This is a genomic window from Devosia geojensis (assembly GCF_000969415.1).
Classification (GTDB): domain Bacteria; phylum Pseudomonadota; class Alphaproteobacteria; order Rhizobiales; family Devosiaceae; genus Devosia; species Devosia geojensis.
Map to the genome: position 1 here is coordinate 1 of NZ_JZEX01000024.1, position 13,862 is coordinate 13,862.

Genomic DNA, 13,862 nt, shown 5'->3' on the forward strand with positions numbered 1-13,862 from the left:
GTCCATCGGTGATCCACTGAACCACCCCCACCCTCATTCCCTCCCCTCAAGGGGGAGGGAGGCGCATTGTGCTCGTGGAAACATCCCACCAAAGCCGCCGCCCCTACGCATTGACGGCGGAGGATTGGAGGGGTTGATCCCATGATACCAGCGGTTTGGCGATGTTCGTCCTGCGGCATGATCGGACGCCTGCGAAAACTTTCCGGGAAAAAACGCGGCGGCGCCGTGGCGTTCTGCCGAAAGCGCCGCCGCCTCGGGAGGTCAGGAGGTCATTCGTAGGTCATGACGTTTTCTTCGCCGAATTCGTCGACGAGGGCGGCATGATATTCGGCCACCGCATCCTCGACGCTGACGCCATCGAGGATATCGGCGGTCATCTGCTGGACGAGAGCAGAAACGACCTGGTAGCCGGGATAGGTGTCGCGGCCGGTGGTATCGGCGGCGAGCTGGGTTGCGGCGGCCAGATATGTGTCGGAGGCGTAAGCCTCGGATTCAGCGATGTCGGTCCGCACGGCCATGCGGCGGTTGGCGACCGTCCATTCGCCGAAATTGCCGGCATCGAAGATGGTGGTCACCAGCTGGAAGGCGAGATCCTTGTCGGCTGCGTTGGCGTTGACGCCGATGGTCCAGCCGCCCGAGATGTTGGTGGTCGCCTTGGCGCCCGGCTCGCCCGAGCCCGGCCAGGGCGTCCAGCCCATGATCTCATCGCGTTCCGCCTGGGACGGCACGTTGACGCCGTTGCAGTCCCACATGCACACGTTTTCCCACGAGCCGGAGGCGAGGATGCCGACCTGGCCGGCAAGGAACGCCTCGCGAGTGGCCGCGCCGATATCGGTGGCGTAGTTGAGGGCTGCCGTGCCGAGCTGACGCTCGTTGTAGACCTCGTTATAGAGCTCGAGCGTGCGGCGGATGGCGGGGCTGTCGCCGATCCACTTGCCCTCGGCCCAGTTGCGCAGGCGGTTACGGTCGTCCTCGGGCACGTCGGCACCGAGAAGGGCCATGTAGAAGCCCTGCATGGTGGCCGCCTCGCTCTGCTTGGTGCCGGCGGGCAGCATGAATGCGTTCTCTATGCCGGTTGCATCCTTGATGGTCTGGGCGGTGTCGATGACGTCCTGCCAGGTCTTGGGCTCCCACGGCACGGGAATGCCGGCCTCGGCGAACACGGCCTTGTTGTACCAGAGCATGCGCACGTCGGTATCGGTCGGCAGCGCGTAAACGTTGCCTTCGTAGGAGGCGACGTCGAGCAGGCCCTCGAGGTAGTACTGGTACTGGTCCCAGCCGGCCGCCTGCTCGTCGAGCGGATGGAGATAGCCGGCGGAGGCGAGCTCGGACACCATGAAGCTGTCCATCTGCACGACGTCGGCGGCGGTGCCGGCGGACAGGTCGAGCGCGATGCGCTGGTCGTAGCCGTCGCCGGGCAGCTTGATGGCGTTGACCGTCTCGCCGGTCTCCGCCTCGAACGCCTCGATGCCCGGCTCGACAAGCGAAGCAAGCCATTCGGCATACATGATGGAGACCTCGGCACGCGCCGGCATGGCTGTCGCGGCGATAAGCGAAATCGCGGTAACGGTGGTCAGCAATTTCCGATCGATCATGAACTCCTCCCAGGGTTCAAGCCGCGCTTTTTCGCGGCGTTTCACGGCGCCGCCCTCTTCAGCGCCGGGGGAAGCTTGGCCGATAAATTGCAACGTTGCAATCCCCGGCGATACGCGTGGCGTGGAAAAGTGCAACGTTGCAAGGACTTGACAATGCGCCAGGCCAGGCGGACCCGTACTCCGGGCTACAAGCGAGGCCCCGCGGCCAGCACAGCGAGGTATCAGGCGCTGTCGAACTCGTGCAGTTCGCTCGTCAGCACTTCGAGGCGGGGCGTTCCGGCATAGGCGCCGTTGAGGCGCTCGATGAGCATGGCGACGGCGCGGTGGGCAAGCTCGGACGGGGTGCGGCCGACGCGGGTCAGGCGCGGGCGCACATAGTCCATGGACGGCTGGTCTCCGAAGACCGCGACGGCGATATCCTGCGGCACGCGCAGCGCCCGGTCGTGCAGGGCGGCGAGGCCGGCGATCGCCATCAGGTAGTTGGCAAAGAAGATCGCCGTCGGCATGTGGTCGCGGTGGCTGTCGAGCAGCCACTCGACGGCGGCGATCCCCGAGGGCTCGAGATAGGTGCCCTCGAAACGCAGTGCCGGATCGATGGCGACGCCGCTGTCGGCAAGTCCCCGCTCGAAGCCGTCGGCGCGGGCCACCGCCTCCGAGAAATAGGCGGGACCGGTGACATGGGCGATCCGGCTGTGCCCTTTGCCGGCGAGATAGCGCCCCATCAGGTAGCCGCCGCCATGGTCGTCGACATTGACGCTGTCGACGGAGCGGTTGTTCAGCTGGCCGATAAAGACCGTGGGCAGGTCAATGCTCAGCAACTCGTCGTGCATACCGTGGAGGGCGGGCGCGGCAACGATGAGGCCGTCGACACGCTTGTAGCGGAACTGGCGCAGATACTCCCGGTTGTGCTCTTGCGGATGGCCGCCGGGCACGTCGGAGTTGAAGACCATGGTGTCGAGGCCGACCGCTTCGAGGTCGGACTGCGCGGTCTGGACGATCTCGGGGTAGAACGGGTTGCGGATGTCGGGGATCAAGAGGGCGATGATGTTGGTGCGCCCGGTTCGCAGGCTCTGCGCCTGGGGGTTGGGCACGTAGCCCAGTTCGGTGATCGCCTGCATCACCCGCTCGCGCAGATGCGGGGAAACCCGGTCGGCGTGGTTGAGCACGTGCGACACGGTGGTGCGCGACACCCCTGCCCGCTCGGCGACTTTGGAAATCGTTGTCATTGCCGTTGGCTAGCATCCGTAAAGGCCGCTGGCAATTCGGTTTGTGAATGGATTTGCAAATCGGTTTGCAAATTGATTTGCAAAACCGAAACCGCCTGTTATGGTGAGTCCCGTTCGACGAGCCGGAACGGCCGCGAGCGCAGAGGACCTGTGTCGCCGGAGACATCCGGCGGCCAAGAATTCCAGGGAGAGAGCCCTTGCATCGCAGACGAGTGGCGCGCGGCCCGTAGCCGCGTCAGCTTCATGTCGCCGCCGCCTGGCGCCGCGACTCTCGATCCACCTTCCACCACCCGCATTTCAGCCGGCGCGCAGGCCTTTGCCGCCGACCCAACAGGTTTGTCCAAATGAACGCACCCTTCTCCGGCCTCGACGTCAACATCGGCAATCTCTACCGACTGTCGGACGCCAAGACCCGCTCGATCTCGCCCGAGAACTTCACCGGCGAGAAGGGCAAGGGCGGCATGGCGACGGAAGGCACCGGCGCCAACTGCGCACGCGGCCTCGGCCAGGGCTGGAAGGTCTCGCCCTCGATCGAGATCCAGCCGGGCGAGACGCGCGTGCTGGCCGATATCGAAGGCCCCGGCGCCATCCAGCAGATCTGGCTGACAAGCGCTATCCTGCGCTGGCGGGACCTCATCCTGCGCATCTACTGGGACGACCAGGAGCACCCATCGGTGGAGGCGCCGGTCGGCGATTTCTTCTGCTCGGGCTGGAACCGGTTCGCGCAGGTCACTTCGCTGGCGGTCTGCGTCAATCCGGGGCGCGCCTTCAACTGCTATTGGCAGATGCCGTTCCGCAAGCGCGCGCGGGTGACGATCGAGAACCGCGATCCGGACTCGAGCGGCATCATCTACTACCAGATCAACTACGCCCTCAACGACGTGCCCGAGGACGCGGCCTACTTCCACGCCCAGTTCCGCCGCACCAATCCCCTGCCCTTCAAGCAAGACTACACCATCCTCGACGGGGTGAAGGGCAAGGGCCAGTACGTGGGCACCTACATGGCCTGGGGCGTCAACAATTCGGGCTGGTGGGGCGAAGGCGAGATCAAGTTCTTCATGGATGGCGACGGTCCGTTCCCGACCATCTGCGGCACCGGCACGGAAGACTATTTCTGCGGCGCCTACAACTTCGACGGCGGTGTCGTCGACGTGAACATGGAGAGCGCCTACCGCGAGTTCACCACCCCCTATGCGGGCCTGCCGCAGGTGTTGCGGCCGGATGGAACCTATCAGTCGCAGCAGCGCTTCGGCATGTACCGCTGGCACATTCCCGATCCCATCCGGTTCGACGCAGACCTGCGCGTCACCATCCAGGCGCTCGGCTGGCGGACCGAGAAGAAGGACCGGCGCTACCTGCCGCTGCAGGACGATATCGCCTCGGTCGCCTACTGGTACCAGACGCTGCCGACGGCGCCATTCCCCGAGCTGCCGGACCGCGACTACCTCGAGATCATCTGACGGAGGCGCGATCAGCGGAGAGGCAAGACAATGCGATTGCTGCGCTACATCGCCGGACGGCTCGTCGTCTATCTGCTCGTCGTCGTCTTCGGGTTGACGGTGCTGTTCTTCGTGCCGCGCCTCGGGCCGACGGACCCGATCGAGGCGATGCTCGCCAAGGTCGCCTCGCAAGGGGCCTATATGGACGCCTCGCAGGTCGACCGGCTGCGCGAATCCCTCGCCGATACGTTCGGGCTCAGCGGAACGCTGCTCGAGCAGTACTGGGCATTCATCAAGCGCATCCTCCTGACCGGGGATTTCGGTCCGTCGCTGTCGATGTATCCGACGCCGGTGATGGAATTGATCATGAACGCCCTGCCCTGGACGTTCGGGCTGCTGCTGACCTCGACGCTCATCGCCTGGGTGCTCGGCAACTTCGTCGGGCTTCTCTCCGGCTGGAAGCCTGAAGGCACGAGCTCGCGGGTGATGGAGGGCATCGCGATCTGCCTCTATCCCATCCCGTACTATATCCTGGCGCTCGTCCTCTCGATCCTCTTCTCGTACGTGTGGAAGATCTTTCCGCTGACGACGACCATTCGCGGCGCGCCGTGGAGCTGGGACCTCGTCACCTCGATCCTCTGGAATTCGTTCCTGCCGGGCGCGTCCATTGTCATCGTGGTGTTCGGCTGGTGGGTCATCAGCGTCAAGGCGCAGACCACCGCGATAAAGGAGGAGGAGTTCGTGCGCTATGCGCGGCTCAAGGGCCTGGGCGACGGACGCATCCTCACCCACTACGTGCTGCCTAACGCCATCCTGCCGCAGATCACGTTCCTCGCGCTCCAGATCGGACTGATGTTCAACGGCTCGCTGATCACCGAGATCCTCTTCGACTATCCGGGCCTCGGGCTCCTCATCTACTCGGCGGTGCTGCAGGGCGACTTCAACCTGCTCATGGGCACGATCAGCCTCTCGGTCATAGCCGTCGCCACGGCGACCATGGTCATCGACCTCATCTACCCGCTGATCGACCCGCGCATCCGGCACCGGTGACCTGAAAATGCGTTTCCTCAAGTTCTTCGAAAACGCGCCGTTCCGGCTCTACCTCGGGATCGCGCTCGTTGCCCTCTTCGTCCTCGTCGGCGTGATTCTGCCCTGGTTCGCGCCGTCGGATCCGCTCACTTGGTATACGGCGCCCCGCAACCAGAACCCGAGCGCGACCTACCTGCTCGGCACCACGAGCCTCGGCCAGGACATCTTCTGGCTGCTGACCTGGGCGCTCAGGAACTCGCTGATCCTCGGCCTGACGGTCGCGTTCTTCTCGACCGTGATCGGGGTATTCCTCGGCCTCGCGGCCGGTTATGCGGGCGGCTGGGTCGACCGGGTGCTGTCGTTCCTGATGGATGCGCTCCTTTGCATCCCGACGCTGCCGATCCTCATCCTGATGGCGGCGCTCTTCGGCGGTCAGCTGGCGCTGCCGATCATCGGGATCGCACTCGCGCTCTTCAACTGGCCCTACCCTGCCCGGCAGGTGCGCGCCGTGGCGCTGACCATGCGCGAGCGGGAATTCATCAACGTCGCCTGGTTCTCAGGAGAATCGAGCGTACGCATCCTGGTGCGCCACATCTTCCCCTATATCGCGGGCTGGTCGGCGGCCAACTTCATCAACACGGTACTGGTCGGCATCTCGACGGAGTCGGCGCTGGCCGTCATCGGGCTTTCGAGCGCACAGCAGGCGACGCTCGGCACCATGATCTACTGGGCTATCAACTACCAAGCGCTCCTGGCCGAACGCTACATCTGGGTCGGCGCGCCGGTCGTTGCCATCGTCCTCATGTTCATCGGCCTCTTCCTCGTGTCCTCGGGCCTTTCCATGCAGTCCGCCGCCCGGAGGATGAGCGTATGATCACCGTCGACACCGTCACCGTCGGCTACGGCACGACCGCCTTCGTCAAGGCGGTCGACGCGGTGACCCTCACCATCAACGACAACGAGATCCTCGGCATCGCCGGGGAGTCCGGCTCGGGCAAGTCGACGCTGATGCGCGCCATCTACGGCGACTTCTCCACGGGCCTGCGGATCGCCGGCGGCACCGTCACCGGGCGGTTCGAAGACGAGCGGACAGGCGTGGTGACGGAAGCGCAGAGCCGCGACTTCGGCAAGCTCTGGTGGGACCAGATCAGCTATATCCCGCAGGGTTCGATGAGCGTCTTGAACCCGCTGATGCGGGTGGAAAAGCAGGTGGTCGACGGCTTACCCAAGCGCGAGCGCGAAGGCGACCGGGCGGCGTTGCGGGCGCGGATCGCCAAGTTCCTCGAGGGCTTCGGCCTCCACGAAAGCGTGCTCGATGCCTACCCGCACCAGCTTTCGGGCGGCATGCGCCAGCGCGTGCTGGTGGCCATCGCCGCCTTCGTCAACCCGCGGCTGATCCTTGCCGACGAACCGACCACCGCCCTCGACGTGGTGGTGCAGAAGAAGATCCTCCTGATGATGGTCGAAATCCAGCGCCGGCTGCGCAATTCGCTGGTCCTCGTGTCGCACGACCTCGGCGTCCACTACCAGATCACCGACCGGCTGGCGGTGATGCACCGGGGCAAGATCGTCGAGATGGGGCCGACGGCCGAAATCTTCGCCAACCCCAAACATGAGTACACGCAGACCCTCATAGCCTCGCTGCCGCGGATCGACGGCGAACGCCGGGAGGCACGCGCATGAGCGGGGTGCCGGTGCTCGAAGTCGAGAACGTCGGCCGTGTCTACAAGCGCGGCGGGTTCTTCGGCGGCCACTCGTTCAAGGCGGTGGACGACGTCAGCTTCACCCTGCCGGAAACGCCGCAGGTCTTCTCCATCGTCGGCGAGTCCGGCTCGGGCAAGACGACGCTGGCGCGCATGGTCCTGCGGCTCGTCGAGCCGACGACGGGCACGATCCGCCTGATGGGCAAGCCCCTCAACGGCAAGGAAAGCATCGACAACCTGGCATTCCGCCGACTGGTGCAGCCGATCTTCCAGAACCCGTTCGAGGCGTTCAGCGCCTACCTGCCGATCGAAGCCTATCTCACCCGCACCGCGCTCAACCTCAAGGTTGCGCGCAATGAAAGCCAGGCAAGGGAATCGGCCGATGTAGCGCTGCGCTCTGTGGGTCTCAGCTACGAGCGGATCAGGGGCAAGTACATCCGGCAGTTCTCGGGCGGGGAGCTGCAGCGCATCAGCGTGGCGCGCGCGCTGATCCCCAACCCCAAGCTGATCGTCGCCGACGAACCGGTTTCGATGGTCGATGCGTCGCTCAGGATGTCCATCGTCAACCTCTTCCGGCAGATCGTGACCGAGAAGGGCGTCTCGTTCATCTACATCACCCACGATCTGTCGACGGCCTATTACCTGTCGGACCACGTGGCGATCATGAACACCGGCCGCGTCGTCGAGCAGGGCGCGCCCGGCGACATCCTGGCCAATCCGGGCGAGGCCTATACCCGCGAGCTGATGGCGGCGATCCCGACCATCGGGGCACGCTGGGCCGAGCTCGACGAGATCGACCGCCGCTACGCCCATGAGCGCACGCGGGACGGCAAGAGTGCGGGAAAGCACCAGCAGAACCATTTCTAGTTCCCAGTCACAGAGGAGGAGAACGTGACGACAAGTCCCCTATTCGAGAAGCGCGCCAGAGGCGCTCTGATGGCGCTCGGCCTGGCCGCCGCGCTCGGCAGCACCGTGCTCGCCGGCTACGCCCCGGCGGCCTACGCCCAGCAGATGACCGACGTCGGCACACCGCGCGCCGAAACGCTCATCGTCGACATGCTGAACGCGCGCGTCGGCAACCCGACCAACATGAACATGTACCAGCAGGGCGTGGCCATGAGCCACGGTTTCCACCAGGTCGCGCTCTCGCAGCTCTACGACATCGACACGGCCAAGGGCACTCAGATCCCGGGCCTTGCCGCCGAGATGCCGGAAGCGCTGAACGACGAATACACCCAGTTCCGCGTCAAGCTGCGCGAGGGCCTGGCCTGGAGCGACGGACAGCCGTTTACGGCCGATGACGTGGTGTTCACCGCCGAGATGATCCGCGACACGCCGGCGCTGGCCTACAGCGCCGCCTTCACCGACGCCATCGCCTCGGTCACCAAGGTCGACGACTACACGGTCGAGATCGAGACCACCCGGCCGACGCCGCGCCTCGCCATCGTGCTGGGCTCGGTGATCTACGGCAACGCGTTCCACGTCGTGCCCAAGCACATCTGGGAGAACGAGGATCCGGCGACCTTCACCAACTTCCCGCCGGTGACGATCAGCGCCTACAAGTACAGGGACCACGACCCCAACGGCACCTGGTTCCTGTGGGAGAAGCGCGAGGACTGGCAGAATACCGAAGTCGGCCAGATGATCGGCGAGCCGAAGCCGCAATACATGCTCTTCCGCAGCTATGGCACGGAGGAGCGGCGCGTGCTGGCGATGGCGGCCAACGACATCGACATCCTGACCGACATCTCGCCGGAAAGCCTCGACATTTTACGCAACCAGAACGACAAGGTGCGCGCCTGGTTCACCGACTTTCCCTATGCCAACCTCGACGACCCGTGCGAGCGCGGCATCCACTTCAACACCTCGATCGCGCCCTATGACGACGCCAAGACCCGCTGGGCCCTGGCGCTCGCCATCAACGCGCAGCGGGCGAGCATCGCTACCTTCTCGGGCATGATGCGCGCCTCCCCGCTCGCCATTCCGCCGACGACCGTGCTGATGGACACCTATCATCAGCCGATGGCGCAGTGGCTCACCGAGTTCACGCTCGAGGACGGCTACCAGCCGTTCGATCCGGACTACGCCATCAAGCTCGGCGAGCAGCTGCGGGCCGAGGGCGTCGAAGGCATTCCCGAAGATCCGGAGCAACTGCGCGAGCTCCTCGGCGTCGGCTGGTGGAAGCACGACCCCGAGCAGGCGACCAAGCTCCTGACCGAGGCCGGGTTCACCAACAATGGCGGGCAGTGGATGAAGCCGGACGGCACGCCGTTCACCATCAACATCCTGGCGCCGGCCGATTTCGAGGTGCAGTCGCAGCGCCTGGCATTTGCGGTCGCCAACGAGTGGACGCAGTTCGGCATCCCGACGCAGGTGCAGCAGATGCAGGCCGGCGCGTTCTTCACCGCCGAGAACACCGGCGCCTACGAGGTCGGCTCCTACTGGGGCTCGTCCTGCGCGATCACGCCGGACCTGTTCGTGCGCATGGAGGCCTGGCACCAGGACTATGTGCGCGAGAACGGCATGCCCGCCTCGCACAATCAAGGCCGCTACGTCGATGCCGAGCTCTCGGCGCTCATCGACGAGCTGCGGGCGATCCCGGCCGACGACGAGCAGATCGTGCCGCTTGGCACCGACATCCTCAAGGAGCTGGTCGAAGGCCTGCCGGTGATCGAGATGTTCGGCACCTCCAAGTTCGTGCCGGTCAACGAGACCTACTGGACGAACTACCCGTCGGCCGACAACTACTACGAGGGTCCGTGGTGGTGGTGGAGCAACTTCAAGTTCATCGCCGCCCGGCTCGAACCGGCTGCGGCCGAATAGGCGGAGCGGATACCTCCCCCGCGCGTTCCGTTCGGTCGATCAGGAAGCCCCGCTCATGCAGCGGGGCTTCATCTTTTGGTCGACGGACGATCGGGCGATGAATTATCTATAAAACATGAGCACAGCCAAAGACGACACCATCGCGGTGCGGATCAGCCGAACGCTTGCCGACCGCATCATCTCGGGAGCCATCGAGGCCGGCGCACGGTTGCGCCAGGACCACATCGCCGAAGAATTCGGGGCGAGCCACGTGCCGGTGCGCGAGGCGTTCCGGCGACTGGAGGCGCAGGGGCTGGTCGTCAGCGAGCCGCGGCGGGGGGTGCGCGTCGCGGGCTTCAGCCTTGACGAGGTACGGGAAGTGGCGGAAATGCGGGCGGCGCTCGAGGTGCTGGCGCTGCGCAACGCCGCTCCGCACCTGACCCGCGCCATCCTAGACCGGGCCGAGGAGGCCAACCGGGCCGGCGACCACGCCGGCGACGTCCAGGCCTGGGAAGAGGCCAACCGCTCCTTCCACCGCATCATCCTTGCGCCGTGCGGCATGCCACGACTGCTGAAGGCCATCGACGACCTGCACACGGCGAGCGCCCGGTTCCTGTTCTCCGGCTGGCGGGCGGAATGGGAAGCGCCCACCGACCGCGACCACAAGACGATCCTCACCGCACTGCGCGCCGGGGACGTCGACACGGCCGCGCTGGTCCTGGCGCGGCACGTGCAGTGGACGGGGCAGAAAGGCCAGAAATCGGGCCCGATTTCCACAACAGGACGCCGCTGAAAATCACGCACTTGCCATCCGCCGCCATCTGTGGACTCCTTTAGCGATAGAATCTCGAAATTATCTATTATTTCTGCCGCAAGGAGACTTCAGATGAGCAAGGCAAGCGCAGAGGCTTTAAAGCCGGTCTACAGCCCCCTCGATCTTCACAGCCGCCCGGTCGCCTGGCGCGTCGGAGCGGTGATCCTGGGCACGCTGTTCCTGGCCGCATCGTCCTATATCGAGGTGCCGATGGTGCCGGTCCCGGTCAACATGCAGACCTTCGCCGTGACCCTGATCGGCGCGCTCTACGGCTGGCGGCTCGGCGCGGTCACTGTCACGGCGTGGCTGGTCGAGGCGGCGCTCGGCATGCCCGTCCTTTCGGGGGGAGCTGCCGGCGCGCATCACTTCGTCGGCCCGACCGCCGGCTATCTCTTCGCCTTCCCGCTCGCGGCCGCGATTGTCGACTGGCTGGCCGAGAAGGGCTGGAACGGCAACCGCCCGGCTCTGGCCTTTGCCGGCATGCTGGCTGGCAATGCAGCATGCCTGGCGTTCGGCGCGGCATGGCTCGCTGTCCTCATCGGAGCGGAACAGGCGATCATCCATGGCGTCACGCCGTTCCTCGTCGGCGCGGTGCTGAAGTCCGCCCTCGGCGCAGCAGTCCTCGCGCTTCTCGCGCGCAAGACCCGCGCCGCATGACAGTCCGCCTGCGGCCCCACCATCTCCTTTGCCTGCTGACCTATGCGGGCAAAGGATACAACCCCGCGTTCACGGCCAACTACGACGTGATCGCGGGGCGGATTTCCGGGGGCGAGGCCATCCGGATCGTCGATGGGCCGGACGATATCTGCGCGCCCCTGCTCGCGGGTGACGAGCCGCATTGCCGACGTGAGAGCGTGACCGAGCGCGACAGGCTCGCCGCGCGCGACCTGGAAAAGCTGTTGAACACGCCCATCCCGCCGGGAACGGAAGTGGAGCTTGACGCGGAACTCCTGCTCGGCATGAGGGTCGCGTTTGCCGCGGGGCGCACGCGCGAGGCCTGCCTCGGGTGCGAATGGAGCGACCTTTGCAGTTCCATTGCCGCGAACGGCTATGCCGGAACACGCGTGCGGGCGGCGGAGTAGCCGGTCGCCTCACGAACTAGTATGGAAGTTACGGTGACATACATCGTTGATTCATAAGGGCTATTCCTGACAACACTTCGCTGCGCAACGAAAATCCGTTGACATCTTTCGCGTTCCGCACAAACATTGCGCCTGTCCGAGCGGACCCATTCCCCAGAATGGCCGGAGACACGTCATGGGCCTCGCGCCCAGCCACGGTATGTCGGTAAAGCGTGCGCTACGCGGAACTTCGCTGGCCTGACCGAAACCAAGGGCCGGTGCTTGTTTCGACCTTCTGGGTGACCCGTGAAGGACCTCAACTGTACGGTCGCGGTTGATGGACAGGTCATTGCCTTTTCCATTCTTCCGCGATCCTCGAAGCTTCGGTTCAACGGAGCACTGGTGGCGTTCACCCGCGATTGCGGGCAAATGGGGAGGGCCTGGTTGATCGACCGTGTGCAGACGGCTGTCGCGCGAATGATCCGTGCGCTTGCCGCGTGGCGCTCGCGCATGCCCGGCGGCGGCGCCTGAGCCGCCATGCGGATGTCTGCCGGCCTTCTCGATAAACTGCGCGCAACCGATCTGGCGAGCCGGGTCGGCCCGGTGCGGTCAGATGCCGAGGCCGGCGCCCTCGACGAGTTCATACGCTCGGGCGTCAAATTCGCCGCTTCCTCGCCGGAGATGGAAACCCGCTACTACGATGCGGTGCGCGAGCTTCTCGCCTGCATCCGTCCGGCGGGCGGCGATACGCCGATCCTCAACGAAGGCGGCGTCTATCTCGGCTGCTGGCTGGAAAGCACCGGCACGATCAATGCCGAGCTGCTGGCGCGTTTCGTGCCGACCGTCGCGCAGACGACGTTCATGGGCTTCGCGCAGCACCAGCGCGAGGACGGGCTCTTTCCCTACAAGCTCACGGCGAACGGACCGGCTTTCTCGCAAATCCAGACCGTGACGCCGCTGGCCCGTTCGGTGTGGACTCACTACTGCCTCAACGGCCGCGACAGGTCCTTTCTCTCCCGCATGTATGCGGCCATGGCCTGGAACGATGCGTGGCTCGCCGAATGGCGCGATACGAGAGGCACCGGCGGCGTCGAGGCGTTCTGCGCCTATGACACGGGACACGACCTTTCGGCACGGTTCTGGCACGTGCCGGATTCGCCCTATGGCAACGACCCGAAGGCCTGGAACCCGCACCACCCCACCCTGCCCTTCATCGCGCCCGACCTGACCGCCAATGTTGCCTGCCAGCGGCGATACCTGGCGCTGATCGCCGATGAACTGGGGCAGGATGGCGGTGAATGGCGGGAAAAGGCGAAACGCAGCGAGGCGGCGCTTTACGAGCAGAGCTTCGATGCGGAGGATGGTTTCTTCTATGACCGTGACCGGCTCGGCCGGCTGGTCAAGGTGCAGTCCGACGTGCTGTTGCGGGTGCTGGCGTGCGAGATCGGCGACGATGCGTTCTTTGCGGAAGCGCTCGAGCGCTACCTGCTCAATACGCGAAAGTTCTTCGCCAAGTATCCGTTCACCTCGATCGCCCTTGATGATCCGCGGTTCGATCCGGCCTATGACTACAACAGCTGGTCCGGCCCGACGAATTTCCTCAGCCTGATCCGCACGCCGCATGCCTTCGAGCACCATCGCCGCTTCACCGAGCTGACCTGGGTGTTGCAGCCGACGCTCGCGGCCCTCTTCCGGTCGGAACGCTTTGCACAGACGCTGCACCCGTTCACGGGCCGCGAGGGCTACACCGAAGCCTATTCGCCGGCGATCCTCTGCCTTCTCGATTTCGTCGAGCGGCTGTGCGGCATCCAACCCCGGCCGGACGGAGAGCTCTGGTTCAACGGACTGGTGCCGGATGCGGGCGAGCATCGGTACGCCGCCCATGCGACGGCCTACAGCCGCATCGTCGAGGGACGCACGTTCGAGCTCGTCAATTCGGCAAGCGGATGCACGGCGCTGCGTGACAGCGAGGTGCTTTTCGCCGTGCCGGCCGGCGTGCGGGTGGTCACCGACCGCGCGGGAGCCGTCCAGTCGCTCGTCGGCCTCAGCGCGGCGACCGTCGAAGGATGGTTCAGCACGCCGCAAGGCGGCGTGGAATTGCGCATCGGGCCCAATGAAGAGCTGCGCTTCAGGGATGGCCAGCTCACCCGCGTGCACGGGCCGGACCTGGTGCCGCCGACTTACTGAAGGAGC

The 13,862-nt window shown here is 65.3% G+C and carries 13 protein-coding genes; 11 read left to right on the forward strand and 2 right to left on the reverse strand.

All coding sequences use genetic code 11. From position 1 onward, the window contains the following. Positions 1-269: 269 nt before the first annotated feature. Both VE25_RS01605 and VE25_RS01610 read right to left on the reverse strand, forming a co-directional pair. Positions 270-1,595 (reverse strand): extracellular solute-binding protein, encoded by a 1,326-nt coding sequence (locus VE25_RS01605; RefSeq protein WP_046106837.1) that lies wholly within the window; start codon positions 1,593-1,595, stop codon positions 270-272. A 221-nt stretch (positions 1,596-1,816) separates the two neighbouring features. Continuing rightward, positions 1,817-2,821, reverse strand: coding sequence for a LacI family DNA-binding transcriptional regulator (locus tag VE25_RS01610; RefSeq protein ID WP_046106838.1), 1,005 nt, complete (start codon positions 2,819-2,821; stop codon positions 1,817-1,819). A 344-nt stretch (positions 2,822-3,165) separates the two neighbouring features. Between VE25_RS01610 and VE25_RS01615 the strand changes: the two genes are divergently transcribed. From VE25_RS01615 to VE25_RS01660, 11 genes are all read left to right on the forward strand, one after another. Next, positions 3,166-4,281, forward strand: a complete 1,116-nt coding sequence (locus tag VE25_RS01615; RefSeq protein ID WP_046106839.1) for a glycoside hydrolase family 172 protein — start codon at positions 3,166-3,168, stop codon at positions 4,279-4,281. Between the two features lie 30 nt (positions 4,282-4,311). Next, the gene (locus tag VE25_RS01620; protein WP_046106840.1) at positions 4,312-5,310 is read left to right on the forward strand and encodes an ABC transporter permease; all 999 of its coding nucleotides are present in this window, start codon (positions 4,312-4,314) and stop codon (positions 5,308-5,310) included. Between the two features lie 7 nt (positions 5,311-5,317). Further along, the gene (locus tag VE25_RS01625; protein WP_046106841.1) at positions 5,318-6,163 is read left to right on the forward strand and encodes an ABC transporter permease; all 846 of its coding nucleotides are present in this window, start codon (positions 5,318-5,320) and stop codon (positions 6,161-6,163) included. Next, a complete protein-coding gene (locus tag VE25_RS01630; RefSeq protein ID WP_046106842.1) occupies positions 6,160-6,972 on the forward strand; it encodes an ABC transporter ATP-binding protein in 813 nt (270 codons plus the stop codon). The genes VE25_RS01625 and VE25_RS01630 overlap by 4 nt, the downstream gene beginning before the upstream one ends. Then, entirely contained in the window at positions 6,969-7,859 is an 891-nt protein-coding gene (locus tag VE25_RS01635) for an ABC transporter ATP-binding protein (RefSeq protein WP_083988659.1), read from the forward strand. The genes VE25_RS01630 and VE25_RS01635 overlap by 4 nt, the downstream gene beginning before the upstream one ends. 24 nt (positions 7,860-7,883) lie before the next feature. After that, positions 7,884-9,815, forward strand: a complete 1,932-nt coding sequence (locus tag VE25_RS01640) for an ABC transporter substrate-binding protein (RefSeq protein ID WP_244466843.1) — start codon at positions 7,884-7,886, stop codon at positions 9,813-9,815. A gap of 115 nt (positions 9,816-9,930) precedes the next feature. Next, positions 9,931-10,587: a GntR family transcriptional regulator gene (locus VE25_RS01645; RefSeq protein WP_046106844.1), complete on the forward strand. Its 657-nt coding sequence runs from the start codon at positions 9,931-9,933 to the stop codon at positions 10,585-10,587. Positions 10,588-10,680: 93 nt separating this feature from the next. After that, positions 10,681-11,265: a biotin transporter BioY gene (locus VE25_RS01650; protein WP_046106845.1), complete on the forward strand. Its 585-nt coding sequence runs from the start codon at positions 10,681-10,683 to the stop codon at positions 11,263-11,265. After that, the gene (locus tag VE25_RS01655) at positions 11,262-11,690 is read left to right on the forward strand and encodes a DUF1284 domain-containing protein (protein WP_046106846.1); all 429 of its coding nucleotides are present in this window, start codon (positions 11,262-11,264) and stop codon (positions 11,688-11,690) included. Before VE25_RS01650 ends, VE25_RS01655 begins: the two co-directional genes overlap by 4 nt. 285 nt (positions 11,691-11,975) lie before the next feature. After that, the gene (locus VE25_RS22595) at positions 11,976-12,200 is read left to right on the forward strand and encodes a hypothetical protein (protein ID WP_152664474.1); all 225 of its coding nucleotides are present in this window, start codon (positions 11,976-11,978) and stop codon (positions 12,198-12,200) included. A gap of 6 nt (positions 12,201-12,206) precedes the next feature. Then, a complete protein-coding gene (locus tag VE25_RS01660; RefSeq protein ID WP_046106847.1) occupies positions 12,207-13,856 on the forward strand; it encodes an MGH1-like glycoside hydrolase domain-containing protein in 1,650 nt (549 codons plus the stop codon). The last annotated feature ends 6 nt before the right edge of the window (positions 13,857-13,862 follow it).

Coding starts and splice junctions, on each gene's coding strand:
- VE25_RS01620 (WP_046106840.1), top strand. CDS start 4,312: ATGCGATTGCTGCGCTACATCGCCGGACGGCTCGTCGTCTATCTGCTC.
- VE25_RS01645 (WP_046106844.1), top strand. CDS start 9,931: ATGAGCACAGCCAAAGACGACACCATCGCGGTGCGGATCAGCCGAACG.
- VE25_RS01655 (WP_046106846.1), top strand. CDS start 11,262: ATGACAGTCCGCCTGCGGCCCCACCATCTCCTTTGCCTGCTGACCTAT.
- VE25_RS01660 (WP_046106847.1), top strand. CDS start 12,207: ATGCGGATGTCTGCCGGCCTTCTCGATAAACTGCGCGCAACCGATCTG.
- VE25_RS01610 (WP_046106838.1), bottom strand. CDS start 2,821: ATGACAACGATTTCCAAAGTCGCCGAGCGGGCAGGGGTGTCGCGCACC.
- VE25_RS01605 (WP_046106837.1), bottom strand. CDS start 1,595: ATGATCGATCGGAAATTGCTGACCACCGTTACCGCGATTTCGCTTATC.
- VE25_RS01625 (WP_046106841.1), top strand. CDS start 5,318: ATGCGTTTCCTCAAGTTCTTCGAAAACGCGCCGTTCCGGCTCTACCTC.
- VE25_RS01615 (WP_046106839.1), top strand. CDS start 3,166: ATGAACGCACCCTTCTCCGGCCTCGACGTCAACATCGGCAATCTCTAC.
- VE25_RS01650 (WP_046106845.1), top strand. CDS start 10,681: ATGAGCAAGGCAAGCGCAGAGGCTTTAAAGCCGGTCTACAGCCCCCTC.
- VE25_RS01635 (WP_083988659.1), top strand. CDS start 6,969: ATGAGCGGGGTGCCGGTGCTCGAAGTCGAGAACGTCGGCCGTGTCTAC.
- VE25_RS01630 (WP_046106842.1), top strand. CDS start 6,160: ATGATCACCGTCGACACCGTCACCGTCGGCTACGGCACGACCGCCTTC.